Origin of the sequence: Chitinimonas taiwanensis DSM 18899, from assembly GCF_900119825.1 — a bacterium.
Classification (GTDB): Bacteria; Pseudomonadota; Gammaproteobacteria; order Burkholderiales; family Chitinimonadaceae; genus Chitinimonas; species Chitinimonas taiwanensis.
On the sequence record NZ_FPKR01000001.1, the window covers coordinates 209088 to 223292 of the forward strand.

Here is a 14205-nt window from a genome sequence, read left to right on the forward strand (position 1 = left end):
CTCGGATCTCAGTATTGTTTGACCTGGAAGCCGCGCGCCTGCAGCAACCTCAGGATATTGTCGGGGCCGACCAGATGGCCGGCGCCCACGATGACTAGCAGCGGCCGCTTGGCGGCCAGCGCAGCGATGCGCTCGGCCATGCCACGGTTGCGCTCATTGAACAGCTTGTTCTGCACGCGCTGCATGACTGCGCCGTCCGGCATGCTGGCATCCAGCACCGCCTGCAGGCCGGCCGTGTCGCCCTGGCGCCAGGCTTGCAGCATGGCATCCAGTTGGGCATCCATCTCGCCGCGCGCCATCGGCGCCAGGGTGGCGCTTAGCATGGCTTGCGCCTCTTCGGCTGACAGACCATCCAGCAAACGGGCCTGGGCCAGCACCGACTCCAGCTCGCGCACCGGCTTGCCATCGCGCTTGGCGCGCTGCAGGAAGTGCAGATCGATGCCGTACTGCGGCTGCCAGCCGCGCTGCTGCATCCACAAGGTAGGCAAGCTCATCGCGGCAAACCAGGGCTTGGCCGCATTCAGTGCAGTGGCAGGCAGACCAAGCTCAGCCAACACCTTGCTCAACTGAGTGCGCTGCTCGGCATCGAGCTCTGCATCCAGGCGCTGGCCGGCCGGTAGCAAGGCCAGCGGCAACAGTGCCGTTGCGGCGGCCGGGTCGCTGATATCGGCCTCCACGGCGATCTGGCTGGACTCGGCATAGGCGCGTTCGATCGCGGCCGGCAGCGGGTACATCTCCGGCTTACCCAGATGAATGGAGCCGAGCAACCAGATACGCTGCTCGGCCTGGCTCGCTTCCCACAGGAACAGGCCGCCGGCCTGGGCGCTCAGGGCCAGCGCGGCCCACAGGCCCAGCCATAGCCCGCGCAGCATGCTCAGACGCACTTACTTGGCCGCCTGGCGTTGCAGGATATTGGAGAACTCTTCCATAAAGCTCTCGAATCGGTTGGCCAGCTTGTCCACATCGTGGGCAAAGCGGTTATAGGCGACCACGGCGGGAATGGCGGCAAACAGGCCGATGGCGGTGGCCACCAGCGCTTCGGCAATGCCGGGCGCGACCTGCGACAAGGTGGCCTGACCGACATTCGACAGGCCCAGGAAGGCATTCATGATGCCCCACACCGTGCCAAACAAACCGATATAGGGCGAAATGGAACCGACAGTGGCCAGGAAGTTGGCATGCGCATCCAAGCGATCCACCTCGCGCTGGAAGGCGGCCTTCATCGCGCGGCGCGTGCCGTCCATCACATCGCTGAGGTCCATGCCGGCCTGGCGGCGCAGCTTGAGGAATTCGGCAAAACCGGCTTCGAACATCTTCTCCATGCCCACGCCGTGACCGTCGCGGCTGATCTGCTGGTAGAGCGAGTTCAGGTCAGAGCCGCCCCAGAACGAGGTTTCGAACTGATCGGTCTTGCTGCGCGCATGGTTGAGGCTGAACCACTTGGAAAAGATGAACCACCAGGACATCAGGGAAAGCAGCAGCAGGGCCAGCATCACCAGTTGCACCACCAGGCTGGCGTTGCTGATCAGGCTGAAGATGGACATGTCATGCGTTGTCAGGGAGGCTTCCAAACCGGTATTCCTTATGTGTTGAATGCGCCGCGCACGCATGGCGTGCAGCCCGGCAGTGTGCCCAGCGCTAGCTGAGCGCCAGCTGAACGAGGCCTGGCCTAGCTTTCGGCCGGCTTGAGGCCGAAATGTTCATAGGCGAGCAGGGTGGCCATGCGCCCACGCGGGGTGCGCTGCAACAGACCCTGCTGGATCAGATACGGTTCCAGCACGTCTTCGATGGTATCGGCCGCTTCGCCGATGGCGGCGGCGACATTATCCAAGCCTACCGGGCCACCGCCAAACTTCTCGATCACCGCGCTGAGCAGCTTGCGGTCCATCACATCAAGGCCGGCATGGTCGACGTCGAGCATGGACAGCGCCGCGTCGGCAATCGTGCGGCTCACATGGCCGTCGTGCTTGACCTCGGCAAAGTCGCGCACGCGGCGCAGCAAGCGGTTGGCGATACGCGGCGTGCCGCGCGAGCGACGTGCCACTTCAAACGCACCCTCGGCATCGATCTCGACATTCAGCAGCGCAGCCGAGCGGGTGACGATGCGGGTCAGCTCTTCCGGCGTATAGAACTCGAGGCGTGCCACGATGCCGAAGCGGTCGCGCAGCGGATTGGTCAACATGCCGGCGCGCGTGGTGGCGCCCACCAGCGTGAAGGGCGGCAGGTCGAGCTTGACCGAACGGGCGGCCGGACCTTCGCCGATCATGATGTCGAGCTGGAAGTCTTCCAGGGCCGGGTAGAGGATTTCCTCCACCACCGGGCTCAGGCGATGGATTTCGTCGATGAACAGCACATCGTGCGGCTCGAGATTGGTCAGCATGGCGGCCAGATCACCGGCGCGCTCCAGCACCGGGCCGGAGGTCTGGCGCAGGTTCACACCGAGCTCGCGCGCAATGATATTGGCCAGCGTGGTCTTGCCAAGGCCGGGAGGGCCGAACAGCAGCACATGGTCGAGTGCCTCGCCGCGCTGCTTGGCCGCCTGGATGAAGATCTCCAGCTGGCCGCGCGCCTTCTCCTGGCCCACATATTCATCGAGCTGCTTGGGGCGCAGCGCGCGCTCCAGCGCTTCTTCCTGGCTGGACTGGCGGCTGGGCGCCACGATGCGCTCGGGCGCGCTGGCGAGATTATCGGACTGGATCATGAGGGGCGTACCGGAGAGGCGCCGCAAGCCGGCGCTGGGTGCGCATTATATAGGTTGAGGCGGCTCAGGAAGCGGGCTGCATTTCCTGGCGCAGATAGGCGGCCCAGTCGTGGTTGGCGCCGGGGAACTGCAGGCCGTGCTTGGCACTGATCGCCTGTACCCGACCGCTGCGTACCATGCGCTCCTGGGCGGCATTCATGCGCGTCCACAGCGGGTGATCACGCCATTTGTTTGCCAGCGCGAAATAGCCGCCACTCTGCTGCAAGGGAGGCTGCAGGGCCAACACCTGGCCGGCCAGGCCGAGCTGCTGGATCACCACCATGGCATTGCGCTGATTGCTGGCAACCAGATCGACCCGGTCCAGCATCAGCTTGCGGAAGGTCTGCTCGAGCGTATTCGCCTCGTCCAGCGCCAGGCTGGACTTGGCCTGCTCATAGCGCTCACCCAAGCTCCAGCCGGCCGCCACCCCGATACGGCGACCGGCCAGACTGGAGAAATCGCCATTCCAGTCCGGCAGGGGCGGTGTGCTGCGCGCATACAGCAGCATGGCATCCAGGTAGAAGGGCAGGCTGAGAAAGCGCATCGCGGCGCTGCGTTCGCGCGTCCGGTAGGGGCCGATCAGCAGGTCGGCATCGCCATTGTTGACCAGGGCCTGCGCGCGCTTCCAGGGCATGATCTCGAAGCGGCAACGGAATTGGGCTTCCTTGCCCAGCGCATCGAGCACCTCGACCGCCACGCCACGCAGCTGGCCACCGTCTTCGCTGTAGATATAGGGGAAGGGGCTACCTACGCAGCGCAGACTTTCCACCGCCAGACTGTGCTGGGCAGTGAGGAGCAAGAGGCTGGCAAGCACGGGACGGTCTAGGCGCATGCCTCACTATAGGCAGGCGCAAGGCCTGCGGGTATCAGACCTTGGCCAGCGATTTCAGCGCCTGGCGTATCCCGTCGTTCACGCTCACATCCTCGGGCAGCAGCTTGATGGCCGCCTCGGCCTCCTTGGCGTTGTAGCCAAGTGCCAGCAGGGCATTCGCCACATCGTCGCGTGCCGAAGCCTGGGCCTGGAACAGGCCGTTGGCCACCTTGGCCTGCAGGGCGGTGGTACCGGCCAGCTTGCCGCGCAGCTCCAGCACCAGACGCTCGGCGGTCTTCTTGCCGATGCCCGGCACCTTCGCCAGACGGGCGGCATCCTCGCCCTCTACCGCAGTGGCCAGCTCATCGGCGGTCATGCCCGACAGCACGGCCAGCGCGATCTTGGGGCCAATGCCGCTGACCTTGATCAGCTGGCGAAAGGTTTCGCGCTCGGCACGGCTGGCAAAGCCATACAGGAGCTGCGCATCCTCGCGCACCACGAAGTGGGTATACAGCGCGGCCTGCTCGCCCGCATGGGGCAGTACATACAGCGTGGACATCGGCACATCCAGCTCATAGCCAACGCCATTCACATCCAGCAGGATTTGCGGCGGGTGTTTTTCCAGCAGCTTGCCGGTGAGTTTGCCGATCATGGACAGGTATTCCTAAGGGGTAAAAGGGAGGGCGGGCATCAGATGCTGACCCAACGGCCACGGCGCGACTTCATGCCGATATTGGCCAGGCCGCCGGTGGCGTGGTTGGCGTGGGCCAAAGCACAGGCCAATGCATCGGCCGCATCCGATTGTGGTACGCCATTCAGATTGAGCAGGCGCTGCACCATATGGCTGACCTGCTCCTTGGCCGCATGGCCATTGCCGACCACCGCCTGTTTGACCTGCAGGGCCGTATATTCGGCCACCGGCAAGCCGGCCAGTACCAGAGCGGAAATCGCCGCACCGCGCGCCTGGCCGAGCAGCAGGGTCGACTGCGGGTTCACGTTCACGAACACCTGCTCGACCGCCGATTGCTGAGGCTGATATTGCTCGCAGACCTCGCGTATGCCCTTGAGCAGCACATGTAGGCGCTCGGGCAGGCTGCCCTCGCCGCTGCGTATGCAGCCGCTGGCCACATACAGGCGCGTCTGGCCCTGGGCTTCAATCACGCCAAAGCCGGTGGTGCGCAGACCGGGGTCGATACCAAGGATACGGATGGGAAGCTCCAAAGCGGGAAGTCGCACTGGCAGCGCCACGCAGCGGCGTGCGTGAAGAACTGCGGCAGAGGTTGCGGTGCTATGCTGGCGATTATATCGTTTGCCTCCCCTTGATAGCGTTCCATGACATGAGCGTCATCGTTCGGCAGTACTTCCCGAGCAATCCCGCCCTTTCTGAAGCCGCCATGCTGGATGGCTTCAAGCAAGGCAGCGCCATCCTGACCAGCCTCAGGACGGTGGCGTTCGCCCTGACCCTGGGGCGCGACAAGCTGCTCTACCTGTCCACTTCAGCCACCGAACTGTATGGCGAGCCGGTCAAGCTGCTGCTTGAGCATCCAAACTTCTGGCTCGAGGCCATCCATCCGGATGACAAGGCCACGGTCTGGATGGGCCTCGACAAGCTGCGTGAGCAAGGCCACGAGCAGATCGAGGTCACTTACCGCCTGGTGTCCAGCGATGGCGATATGCACTGGGTGCGCCAGCAGTGCCGGTTGGCACTGAATGACGCGGGCGTGCCGCTGCGCATCGACTGCCTGGTCACGCCCAGCCTGCCCCCCGCCCCGGCACCGGCGCGCAACGAGGTCGGCAATGCAGTCTTCGTAGCGGCGGCCGATGCACTGCTGGTGCGCGATGCCGCCAGCCTGGATATCCTGGAAGCCAATTCCGCCACCCTGGCCCTGCTGGCCTGTGGTCGGGCCGAGCTGCTGCGTCAGCGCCTGGCCGATTTTTCGGCCCGCACCGAGGGCTTCGATGCCAAGGCCGAGGCCAGTTATCTGGATGCGGCACGGCGCGGCCAGGTCCAGCGCTATGACTGGCTGGTCAGCCCGCGCGAGGGCGGACCCCGCTGGGTGGAGGCCGTCACCAGCCCGATACGCCATGCCGGGCGCGACTGCCTGCTGACCGCCCTGCGCGATGTGGATGTGCAGCGGCGCGCCCAGCAGCAGCAGGGGCTGAATGAAGAATTGATCGAGCGCAGCAGCGATGCGATCGCCTGGGCCGATACCGCCGGCCAGCTGCAGCGCATCAACCCGGCCGGCCTGGCCCTGCTCGGCATCCAGGCCGAGGGCGTGAGCGACCTGTTCCTGACCGACCTCCTGCCCGCCTGGGCGCAGCCGCATTTCCTGCAGACCTGCCTGCCGCTGGCCACGCGCGAAGGGCGCTGGCATGGTGAAATGGCCTTGCTCAGCCGCGATGGGCGCAATCTGCCCGTGATGCTGACCTTGCTCGCACACAAGCAGGGCGGCGCTCTGCGCGGCTATAGCTTGATCGGTCAGGACATCGCGCCAGCCAAGCTACGCGAGCAGCGCTATAAGCAGGAAAAAGAGAATCTGGAAGAGGACAAGCTGTTCCAGGCCAAGCTGCTGGAGAACATCAGCGCCGGTCTGGTGCAGCCCCTGGCCCAGCTCGCGCAGCTGGCCAAGTTGCTGGAGAAGCATCCGGAAGAAGTAACCCGCGCGCTGCCGCACCTAAAGCGCACGGTAGAGCAGGCGCGCCGCCTGGTCGACGCCAGCGCGGAATTCATCCTGGCCGGCGCGCAGCGCGATCTACCGCCGCGCGACTAGGCGCGCTTAACCCGGAGGCGGGCCGCTCAGCTCGGCTTCGCCACCCCGTCGGAAAGTCCAGGTACGGGTAATCGACAGGATGTCGGCCGGCTTGCCGCTGGCGTCGACAATGCCATTCGGCAACGGCGGGAAGGGCGTCGCGCTCTGTACGATACGTCGCACGGCTTCTTCCAGTTCCGGATCATTGCTGAAGCCAGGCCGATTGCGGTGATCGAAACCCACCGCCACGCTGCGGCCATTGGCGTGGATCTCCACCGTCACCAGCAGCTTGCCATACAGGCGCTCGCCGCGCCGGCTGGTCGGGAACAGGCGGTTGCCGATGCGCTCGATCTTCTGCGTCCACGCATCCACATAAGTGGCTTCCACCACCGCCTTGGAACGCGCACCGACGAAGGCCTTACGCGGCTTCTGGTTGTACACATCCTGCTCGCGGCTGATCTCGGCCTCCAGGCGCGCAATCTCGCTCGCCTGCTGACGCAGGGCATTCAGATCCATACCCGCGCTGGACGACGGTGGCGTCTGGCGCGCGGCATCGGCCGACAGCGCCTGCGCATTGCGCAGCGTGCTGATCAGTTTGCGCTGGCGCTGCTCTTCTTCCAGCTGGCGCTTGGCCGCCTGGGCCAGCAACGGCGAGGGCTGCTCGACCGGCTGGGCCGGCAGCGGGCTCTTTGCGCGACGCTTCTCATCGGTATTGCCGCCGCCGTCCAGATTGGCCTGGGCCAATACATCGGGGGTTTTCGGCGCCAGCAGGGAGCGCGCATTGACCAATACAATTTCGAGCGGGGCGCGGTTGAACAGCGTACGCGGATCGGGCGGCACAAAGCGCACCAGCACGATCACCAACACATGCAGCAGCAGCGATACCGTGACGGTGATCGCGAACAGGGAACGGCGAGGAGGCGAGGTATCGAGGCTGGCTGAAGACATGAAGTTAAATGACGATGGCAAGTCGCGCGGCAGTGTAGCACAGCGCCCCCGCCTAGCCGGGCGGCTCAATTGCATCGCCCGGTCAGCAGGACTACCATCCTCGGCTAATCAGCCCTGCAGCACGGGGCGCCCACTTCGGAGAATCGCACATGAAATGGCTGCTTGCCGCCCTGCTCGCCAACCTCGCCGCCGCGGCCCAAGCCGCCCCCGATGGCCAGGCCCTGGCCGCCAAGTACAACTGCATGGGCTGCCATCAGGTCAATAGCGCCGTGGTCGGCCCCGCCTACAAGGCGGTGGCGGATAAGTACCGCAATGACAAGGCCGCACCGCAGCGCCTGGCCGACAAGATCAAGAAGGGTTCGGTGGGCACCTGGGGCAAGATTCCCATGCCGGCCCAGCAGCTTAGCGACGCCGACCTGAAGATCATTGTTCAGTGGGTGTTGAGCCAGAAATGAAAATGCAAAGCCGGCATGATGCCGGCTCTGTTGCTTTTAAGAACCCGCTCGCGGGGCGAGTGCATGATGGTTGCAATCAGGTGAGATGCTCCGTTAAGCTCGCGCCCCGCAACTTTGGGAACGTCCCGACATCATTGCTCGGGATGCCCGTCAACCAGCGTGGAGATGCACCACCATGGCCAAGAAACTGACCGAGGAAGATATCCTCAACTGGCAAGGCGACGACTACATGAACGAGGATCACCTCGCGTTCTTCCGTCAGCGTCTGCTCGATATGAAGGCCGAGTTGCTCGCCAACGCCAATGCCACCAGCCAGCACCTGCAGGAACAGGAAGCCACGCCTGATCCGGCCGACCGCGCCACCCTCGAAGAGGAATACGCGTTGGAGCTGCGCACCCGCGATCGCGAGCGCAAGCTCTTGCTGAAGATCGATTCGACCATCAAGAAGATCGACGATGGTGACTACGGTTACTGCGACGATACCGGCGAACCGATTGGTCTGGCCCGCCTCCTGGCCCGCCCGACCGCTTCGCTGACGGTGGAGGCGCAGGAGCGTCGCGAACGCCTGAAGAAGCAATACGCGGACTAAGCTTCCCAGCAAGCCCGTACCAGACAGAACCGCCTGGCCCTGCCCGGCGGTTTTTGTTTTGTATTCAGCCCTGGCGCCAGGTGCGCAAGCCACGCCACAGTGCGCCAGCCAGCACGAGACAGCCGAGTTGCCAGACCATGCGCGACCAGGCCGGGCCATAGGCATCGCCCCCGTAGGCGTACTGACGCCAGGCCGTAGTAAGCAGGCTGAAAGCCGCCAGTGCCGCGAAGACGAGCGCAGCCAGCGATAGGGCCCAGGCCAGTACCACACCGCTACGACGTAGCCAAACTCCGCGCATGTCCGCTCCACCATATGCGTGCCGACTATCGACCGCATCGAACAAAGTTATTTGCACCGCCAGGGTGGCTGCCATTACCCTAAGCAGCTCCCGATCCCCAGCCCCAAGCGTGCCATTATGCTGTTCCAGACCGACGACGTCCGCATCAAGGAAATCAAGGAATTGCTCCCGCCCATCGCGGCGCTGGAGAAATATCCTGTCACCGAAGTGGCCACGACAACGACCTTCCAGACCCGCCAGGCCATCCACAAGATTCTGACCGGCGAGGACGACCGTCTGCTGGTGGTGGTGGGTCCCTGCTCGATCCACGACCCGGAAGCCGCGCTCGACTACGGTCGTCGCCTGCTGGCCCTGCGCGAAGAGCTCAGCCACGATCTGGTCATCGTCATGCGCGTCTACTTCGAGAAGCCGCGCACCACCGTGGGCTGGAAGGGCCTGATCAACGATCCGCACCTGGATGGCAGCTTCGATATTAATAACGGTCTGCGCCTGGCGCGCAAGCTGCTGCTGGATCTGAACAATATCGGCATGCCGGCCTCGACCGAATTCCTCGACATGATCACGCCGCAATACTTTGCCGACCTGATCAGCTGGGGTGCGATCGGTGCGCGTACCACCGAGTCGCAGGTACACCGCGAACTCGCCTCGGGGCTGTCCTGCCCGGTCGGCTTCAAGAACGGCACCGACGGCAACCTGAAGATCGCCATCGACGCCATCCGCTCGGCCAGCGTGCCGCACCACTTCCTATCGGTGACCAAGTTCGGCCACTCGGCCATCGTCGCCACCGGCGGCAACCCGGACTGCCATGTGATCCTGCGTGGCGGCAAGGTGCCGAACTACGACGCCGAACATGTCGCCGCCGCCGTCAAGGACGTGGCTGCCGCCGGCCTGCCGGAAAAGATCATGGTCGATTTCAGCCACGCCAATAGCAGCAAGGACTACCGCAAGCAGCTGAGCGTGGGTGCTGATGTGGCCGGCCAGATCGCCAGCGGCAACCAGGCCATCTTCGGCGTGATGATAGAAAGCCATATCAACGAGGGCCGCCAGGACCTGGTGGAAGGCCAGCCGCTCAAGTACGCATGCAGCATTACCGATGCCTGCCTGGGTTGGGACGATAGCGCCAGCCTGCTGCGCCAGCTTGCCGCCGCAGTAGCCGAGCGCCGTAGCCGCAAGGCCTGAGCGCAAGCTCTGCCGCAATAAAAAACGCCGCGTCATGCGGCGTTTTTTATTGGCAAGCGAGTCAGCTCAGTCTTCGGCCAGCAAGCGGCGCAATGCGGCCAACTTGCGCAGCTCGGCGCGCACATGCACTTCCACCTCGCGCCGCCCTAGCTGGCCCTGCGGCCCCGCCGGCACCTCATCCGGGGCAATGCCGAGCGCCGCGCACAGGGCGAGTGCCTCGCTATGCACGGCGCTCGGCGCCAGCGGGCGCTGCGCCAGCCGGCAGGCCGGCACCGACAACACCTCGGCCGCATCCTCGGCCGGAATCAGCATCTCGCCAAAGTCCGGCTCATCGGCCTCTATCATGGCCAGCAAGTCACTGGCGGCCAGCGGCTCGCCGATGGCCACGCAGTGCTCCAGCACCATGCCCGCGGTGGGCGTCACCACCACATGCACTTCGCCAGCCACCGCCAGGCGCACCAGCGGCGCATCAGCCTCCACCTGCCAACCTGCTGGCACCAGCCATTCGGTCACCACGGCCGGCGAGCACAGATCGTCAGGGGCACAGACTAGATGGGTGGTCAGCATGGCGGCGCGGCAGACAACGAAATGGGATAGCGGCGATGATACTGAGAAAATGCAGTTTGCATACGCCAGCCTTCCGCGCGGCAGGCGACAGCAGACGAACGCAAGAAGTGCGCGTCCCGCGCGGCTGCCAATACCGCCGGAGCTAGCCGTAGCGGTGCACGGGCAGCCCGGCAACACCGGGCTGGACGGCAAACAGGCTGCCTGCCAGTGGCTGCTCCATCAGCTCGGCCGGGCTCAGGGTTTCCCAGGCCGTGGTGATAAACAGCGTGCGCAGGCCATCGCCACCGAAGCAGACCGAGGCCGGCAAGCTGACCGGCAAGTGCACGGTGGCCAGCAGCTCACCCACCGGGCTGTAGCGGCACACCCGCCCGGCGCCCCATTGGGCAATCCACAAGCAGCCGTCCGCATCCACGGTCATGCCATCCGGCCCGCCTTCGCGCGGGCGGTCGAACTGGCGCCAGAGCTGGCGCGCGCCAAGCCGGCCCTGAGGGTCGAGCCGGTAGGCATAGGTACGCGCCAGATAGCTGTCGTTGTGATACAGCACACGCCCATCCAGACCCAGGGCCGGACCATTGCAGATATGGTAATCGCCGCTGGCCTGCTGCCAGCTGCCATCCGGGTCTAGCCGGCACAGGCTGCCGGCGCGCTGGCTGTAATCCTCGTTATGCATGGAGCCAAACCAGATCGCGCCATGCGCATCGGCCTTCGCATCGTTCAGGCGCAGCAGCGGCGCAGCCGCATGCGGACGCAGCAGGTACTCGATGCGCAGGCTAGGGCTCAGCCACAGGCGCGCAATGCCATCGCGAAAGCCTGCCATGAAGCCATCGCCATCGCGGCGCGGAATCAGCCAGCACAGCCAGGTCGGCAGCGCCCAACTCTGGCGCTCGCCGGTGGCCAGCCGGTAGGCATGCAATTGCTGGCCCTTGATATCGGTGAAGTAGAGCATGCCCGCCTCGGCCAACCAGACCGGCCCCTCGGCCAGTTCGGCCTCCAACGGCCAAAGGCACTCCGCCTGCATTTCACGCTGCATAAAATCGCCCGCCCCGGCTTGGTGTTTGCTGTTATAGCGGCTAGTTTACTGACTTGCCCATGCGCATGAAAACGGTTTCATAATTCACCGCAGTGAAGTGCGAAAAGTCATTGCTAGGCGAGGGAAGTACGGGCAGGCGCTGGCAAAGGATTCACCTTGGCTGGGGCATGTCGTATCGTGTGGGCATTCCCGTCAGGCCCACCATCATGCAAGCCAAGCCCCATCTGTACTGCCCGCTGTGCGGCGCTGCCAACCAGTGCGCGCCCGCGCAGAGCGGCAGCCTGGACAGCCCCTGCTGGTGCCGCACGGCCCAGATCAACCCGGCTGCGCTGGCACGCATCCCGCCCGAACAGCGTGGCGAGGCCTGCCTGTGCCCGCGCTGCGCGCAGCTGAGCACGCCACCAGCCAGCAACGACTAAGGATTGAGCGCCGGATGCGCCTCGAAGCGCACATCCAGGCTACCTAGCTCGGCAAAGCGAATCTGCAGCGGCAGGTCGAGCGGCAGGGTCAGCACACCGGCATAGGAACCGGTGATGATGGCCTGACCGGCGCGCAGACCCTGGCCCTGGTTGCGCAGGTATTCCACCAGCCAGTACAGCGGTGCGCGCGGCACGCCGTTTGGATGGCGGCCTGCGTACTGGCCAATTTCGCCCAGTGCATCGCTGATCTGCAGATGCAGCTCGCTGGCGCCCCGGGCCAGCTCGTTATCAACCTCGGGGCCCAGCCACAGGCCCTGGTTGACCAGGCCATCAGCCAGCGACTCCACAAAGGGCAGGCCGGCGGTATCGCTATAGCGGCTGGCGATCAGCTCCAACCCCAGGTGGGTATGGGTGATGGCGGCGTCGATCTCGGCCTCGCTATAGGGCAGCGCGCGCGCCGGCAGGTCGTGGCCCAGTACAAAGGCCAGCTCGGGCTCCACGCGCGCGTGGCCGTCCTTGGGCCAAAGCCGGCACGGACCATCCTGCTGGATGCCCTGGGTGTAGATGGGGGCGACCACGATGCGCTCGGGCGTGGGCAGGCCGCATTTCCAACCGCCAATCTCGGCACCCAGCTCGCGGCTGACGGCCTGCTGGATCGCCATCGCCTGCTCAAGCGTGGTAGGGCGGCAGGCTTCGGGCAGACGTGGGCCGCTGCTGCCGAGCAAGCGGCGCTTGGCCAGGATTTGCGCCGCGGCATGGGCGGCTTCGGGCTGAACGGACATGGCGGCAGGTATTCCAGGGACGAATGGCGCCCTTATACACCGCTGTGCGGCGCAGCCCAAGTGCAGGCCACACTCGCCGCCGCCCGCCCGGGCGGCTACCATCGTGGCAAGGCGCCATGCGGCGCACTGCCAGGAAGTGTCCATGTCCCACCTCCCCAGCTATATCGCCCCCAGCCGTTTCCGCGACCCACAGGCCGCGCTTGAGCAGGTCAGCGCAATCTACCAGGCCAATATCGCCCATCTGCGCGATGCCATGCAGCGATATGTAGCTGGCGAGCGCCTGCCCGGCCGCGTGCGCGCCTGCTACCCCTATGTGCGCGTGTACACCGATAGCACGCTGCGCCTGCCGGCCGGCGGCGCCACCCATCTGAGCTTTGGCTTTCTGGCCGGGCCGGGCCGCTACGAGACCACGCTGACCCGCCCCGATCTGTTCGCCGACTACTATCTGGCCCAGTTCAGCCTGCTGCTGCAGAACCATGACTGCGAGCTGGAGATCGGCACCAGCAAGCAACCGATTCCTGTGCATTTCAGCTTTGCCGAGCACGACCATATCGAGGGCAATCTGAGCGCGGAGCGGCGCCAGCTGATGCGCGATATGTTCGACCTGCCCGACCTGACCGCCATGGATGACGGCATTGCCAATGGCACCCACCGGCCAGCGCCGGGTGAGCCCGAGCCGCTGGCTCTGTTCACCGCGCCGCGCGTCGATTACTCGCTGCACCGGCTGCGTCACTACACCGGCACTGCGCCCGAGCATTGCCAGAACTTCGTGCTGTTCACCAATTACCCCTTCTATCTGGATGAGTTCATCCGCCTCGGTCATGCCGAGATGGCACGCCCGGACAGCGAGTACATCGCCTTTGTCGAGCCGGGTAATGTGATCACGCGTCGCGTGGGGCTACCGGCCGAGGCCGAGGATGCGCTGGGCAAACTGCCGCCGCGCCTGCCGCAGATGCCCGCCTATCACCTGGTGCGCGCCGATCGCAGCGGTATCAGCATGGTGAATATCGGCGTGGGGCCGGCCAATGCCAAGACCATGACCGACCATATCGCGGTGCTGCGCCCGCATGCCTGGGTCATGCTCGGCCACTGCGCGGGCCTGCGCACCACCCAGCAGCTGGGCGACTATGTGCTCGCGCATGGCTATGTGCGCGAAGACCATGTGCTCGATGAGGATCTGCCGCTCTGGGTGCCGATTCCGGCCCTGGCGGAAATCCAGCTGGCGCTGCAGCAGGCGGTGTCGGACGTGACCCAGGTGCCGGCGGCCGAGCTCAAGCGCATCATGCGCACCGGCACCGTGGCCAGCACCGATAACCGCAACTGGGAACTGCTGCCCGACAATACCCCGCAGCGCCGCTTCAGCCAGAGCCGCGCGGTGGCGCTCGATATGGAAAGCGCCACCATCGCCGCGAACGGCTTCCGCTTCCGCGTGCCCTACGGCACCCTGCTCTGCGTGAGCGACAAGCCGCTACACGGCGAGATCAAGCTGCCGGGCATGGCCAACCACTTCTATCGCGAGCGGGTCGACCAGCATCTGCGCATCGGCATCCGCGCCATGGAGCTATTGCGTGCCCAGGGCGCGGCCCAGCTGCATAGCCGCAAGCTGCGCAGCTTTGCCGAGGTGGCCTTCCAGTAGC

The 14205-nt window shown here is 65.2% G+C and carries 17 protein-coding genes; 6 read left to right on the forward strand and 11 right to left on the reverse strand.

The features are described 5' to 3' along the window. Positions 1–8: 8 nt before the first annotated feature. The 6 genes from BT173_RS00950 to ruvC form a co-directional block, all read right to left on the reverse strand. Entirely contained in the window at positions 9–884 is an 876-nt protein-coding gene (locus tag BT173_RS00950; protein WP_139255983.1) for a TraB/GumN family protein, read from the reverse strand. Continuing rightward, positions 885–1544: a protein TolQ gene (gene tolQ, locus BT173_RS00955; protein WP_072426742.1), complete on the reverse strand. Its 660-nt coding sequence runs from the start codon at positions 1542–1544 to the stop codon at positions 885–887. Positions 1545–1669: 125 nt separating this feature from the next. Then, a complete protein-coding gene (gene ruvB, locus BT173_RS00960; RefSeq protein WP_072426743.1) occupies positions 1670–2701 on the reverse strand; it encodes a Holliday junction branch migration DNA helicase RuvB in 1032 nt (343 codons plus the stop codon). A gap of 64 nt (positions 2702–2765) precedes the next feature. Further along, complete coding sequence (locus tag BT173_RS00965; RefSeq protein WP_072426744.1) at positions 2766–3572, reverse strand: substrate-binding periplasmic protein; 807 nt, start codon at positions 3570–3572, stop codon at positions 2766–2768. Between the two features lie 34 nt (positions 3573–3606). Continuing rightward, on the reverse strand, positions 3607–4203 hold the full coding sequence (ruvA, locus tag BT173_RS00970; protein ID WP_072426745.1) for a Holliday junction branch migration protein RuvA: 597 nt from the start codon (positions 4201–4203) through the stop codon (positions 3607–3609). Positions 4204–4241: 38 nt separating this feature from the next. Next, a complete protein-coding gene (gene ruvC, locus BT173_RS00975) occupies positions 4242–4772 on the reverse strand; it encodes a crossover junction endodeoxyribonuclease RuvC (protein WP_221416832.1) in 531 nt (176 codons plus the stop codon). Positions 4773–4888: 116 nt separating this feature from the next. Between ruvC and BT173_RS00980 the strand changes: the two genes are divergently transcribed. Further along, positions 4889–6322 (forward strand): PAS domain-containing protein, encoded by a 1434-nt coding sequence (locus BT173_RS00980; RefSeq protein ID WP_084658028.1) that lies wholly within the window; start codon positions 4889–4891, stop codon positions 6320–6322. Positions 6323–6328: 6 nt separating this feature from the next. On the opposite strand, the gene BT173_RS00985 is transcribed toward BT173_RS00980, so the two are convergent. Then, complete coding sequence (locus BT173_RS00985) at positions 6329–7249, reverse strand: TonB C-terminal domain-containing protein (protein ID WP_072426748.1); 921 nt, start codon at positions 7247–7249, stop codon at positions 6329–6331. 149 nt (positions 7250–7398) lie between these two features. Here BT173_RS00985 and BT173_RS00990 point away from each other — a divergent pair, with 149 nt between their 5' ends. Together BT173_RS00990 and dksA are read left to right on the forward strand one after the other, a co-directional pair. Next, on the forward strand, positions 7399–7704 hold the full coding sequence (locus BT173_RS00990) for a c-type cytochrome (RefSeq protein WP_072426749.1): 306 nt from the start codon (positions 7399–7401) through the stop codon (positions 7702–7704). Positions 7705–7879: 175 nt separating this feature from the next. Beyond that, positions 7880–8293: an RNA polymerase-binding protein DksA gene (gene dksA, locus BT173_RS00995; RefSeq protein ID WP_072426750.1), complete on the forward strand. Its 414-nt coding sequence runs from the start codon at positions 7880–7882 to the stop codon at positions 8291–8293. A gap of 64 nt (positions 8294–8357) precedes the next feature. Here the strand turns inward: dksA and BT173_RS01000 are convergent, their stop codons facing one another. Further along, positions 8358–8591: a hypothetical protein gene (locus BT173_RS01000; protein ID WP_139255984.1), complete on the reverse strand. Its 234-nt coding sequence runs from the start codon at positions 8589–8591 to the stop codon at positions 8358–8360. 117 nt (positions 8592–8708) lie between these two features. Here BT173_RS01000 and aroG point away from each other — a divergent pair, with 117 nt between their 5' ends. Continuing rightward, positions 8709–9770 carry a 3-deoxy-7-phosphoheptulonate synthase AroG gene (aroG, locus tag BT173_RS01005; RefSeq protein ID WP_139255985.1) on the forward strand — a complete coding sequence of 354 codons (1062 nt, stop codon included), beginning with the start codon at positions 8709–8711 and terminating at the stop codon, positions 9768–9770. Between the two features lie 66 nt (positions 9771–9836). Here aroG and BT173_RS01010 read toward each other — a convergent pair whose 3' ends face one another. Next, the gene (locus tag BT173_RS01010) at positions 9837–10337 is read right to left on the reverse strand and encodes a hypothetical protein (RefSeq protein WP_072426752.1); all 501 of its coding nucleotides are present in this window, start codon (positions 10335–10337) and stop codon (positions 9837–9839) included. A 142-nt stretch (positions 10338–10479) separates the two neighbouring features. Beyond that, on the reverse strand, positions 10480–11355 hold the full coding sequence (locus BT173_RS01015; RefSeq protein WP_245794108.1) for an SMP-30/gluconolactonase/LRE family protein: 876 nt from the start codon (positions 11353–11355) through the stop codon (positions 10480–10482). 179 nt (positions 11356–11534) lie between these two features. Here BT173_RS01015 and BT173_RS01020 point away from each other — a divergent pair, with 179 nt between their 5' ends. Then, on the forward strand, positions 11535–11786 hold the full coding sequence (locus tag BT173_RS01020; protein WP_245794109.1) for a cysteine-rich CWC family protein: 252 nt from the start codon (positions 11535–11537) through the stop codon (positions 11784–11786). On the opposite strand, the gene BT173_RS01025 is transcribed toward BT173_RS01020, so the two are convergent. Then, a complete protein-coding gene (locus BT173_RS01025) occupies positions 11783–12568 on the reverse strand; it encodes a hydratase (protein WP_072426754.1) in 786 nt (261 codons plus the stop codon). The genes BT173_RS01020 and BT173_RS01025 overlap by 4 nt on opposite strands. A gap of 142 nt (positions 12569–12710) precedes the next feature. Between BT173_RS01025 and BT173_RS01030 the strand changes: the two genes are divergently transcribed. Next, positions 12711–14204, forward strand: a complete 1494-nt coding sequence (locus BT173_RS01030) for an AMP nucleosidase (RefSeq protein WP_072426755.1) — start codon at positions 12711–12713, stop codon at positions 14202–14204. The last annotated feature ends 1 nt before the right edge of the window (position 14205 follow it).

Excerpts from the sequence above, each read along its gene's own strand:
- tolQ (WP_072426742.1), bottom strand. The coding sequence starts at position 1,544 with ATGTCCATCTTCAGCCTGATCAGCAACGCCAGCCTGGTGGTGCAACTG.
- ruvB (WP_072426743.1), bottom strand. The coding sequence starts at position 2,701 with ATGATCCAGTCCGATAATCTCGCCAGCGCGCCCGAGCGCATCGTGGCG.
- BT173_RS00965 (WP_072426744.1), bottom strand. The coding sequence starts at position 3,572 with ATGCGCCTAGACCGTCCCGTGCTTGCCAGCCTCTTGCTCCTCACTGCC.
- ruvA (WP_072426745.1), bottom strand. The coding sequence starts at position 4,203 with ATGATCGGCAAACTCACCGGCAAGCTGCTGGAAAAACACCCGCCGCAA.
- BT173_RS00980 (WP_084658028.1), top strand. The coding sequence starts at position 4,889 with ATGAGCGTCATCGTTCGGCAGTACTTCCCGAGCAATCCCGCCCTTTCT.
- BT173_RS00985 (WP_072426748.1), bottom strand. The coding sequence starts at position 7,249 with ATGTCTTCAGCCAGCCTCGATACCTCGCCTCCTCGCCGTTCCCTGTTC.
- BT173_RS00990 (WP_072426749.1), top strand. The coding sequence starts at position 7,399 with ATGAAATGGCTGCTTGCCGCCCTGCTCGCCAACCTCGCCGCCGCGGCC.
- dksA (WP_072426750.1), top strand. The coding sequence starts at position 7,880 with ATGGCCAAGAAACTGACCGAGGAAGATATCCTCAACTGGCAAGGCGAC.
- BT173_RS01000 (WP_139255984.1), bottom strand. The coding sequence starts at position 8,591 with ATGCGCGGAGTTTGGCTACGTCGTAGCGGTGTGGTACTGGCCTGGGCC.
- aroG (WP_139255985.1), top strand. The coding sequence starts at position 8,709 with ATGCTGTTCCAGACCGACGACGTCCGCATCAAGGAAATCAAGGAATTG.
- BT173_RS01010 (WP_072426752.1), bottom strand. The coding sequence starts at position 10,337 with ATGCTGACCACCCATCTAGTCTGTGCCCCTGACGATCTGTGCTCGCCG.
- BT173_RS01015 (WP_245794108.1), bottom strand. The coding sequence starts at position 11,355 with ATGCAGGCGGAGTGCCTTTGGCCGTTGGAGGCCGAACTGGCCGAGGGG.
- BT173_RS01020 (WP_245794109.1), top strand. The coding sequence starts at position 11,535 with ATGTCGTATCGTGTGGGCATTCCCGTCAGGCCCACCATCATGCAAGCC.
- BT173_RS01025 (WP_072426754.1), bottom strand. The coding sequence starts at position 12,568 with ATGTCCGTTCAGCCCGAAGCCGCCCATGCCGCGGCGCAAATCCTGGCC.
- BT173_RS01030 (WP_072426755.1), top strand. The coding sequence starts at position 12,711 with ATGTCCCACCTCCCCAGCTATATCGCCCCCAGCCGTTTCCGCGACCCA.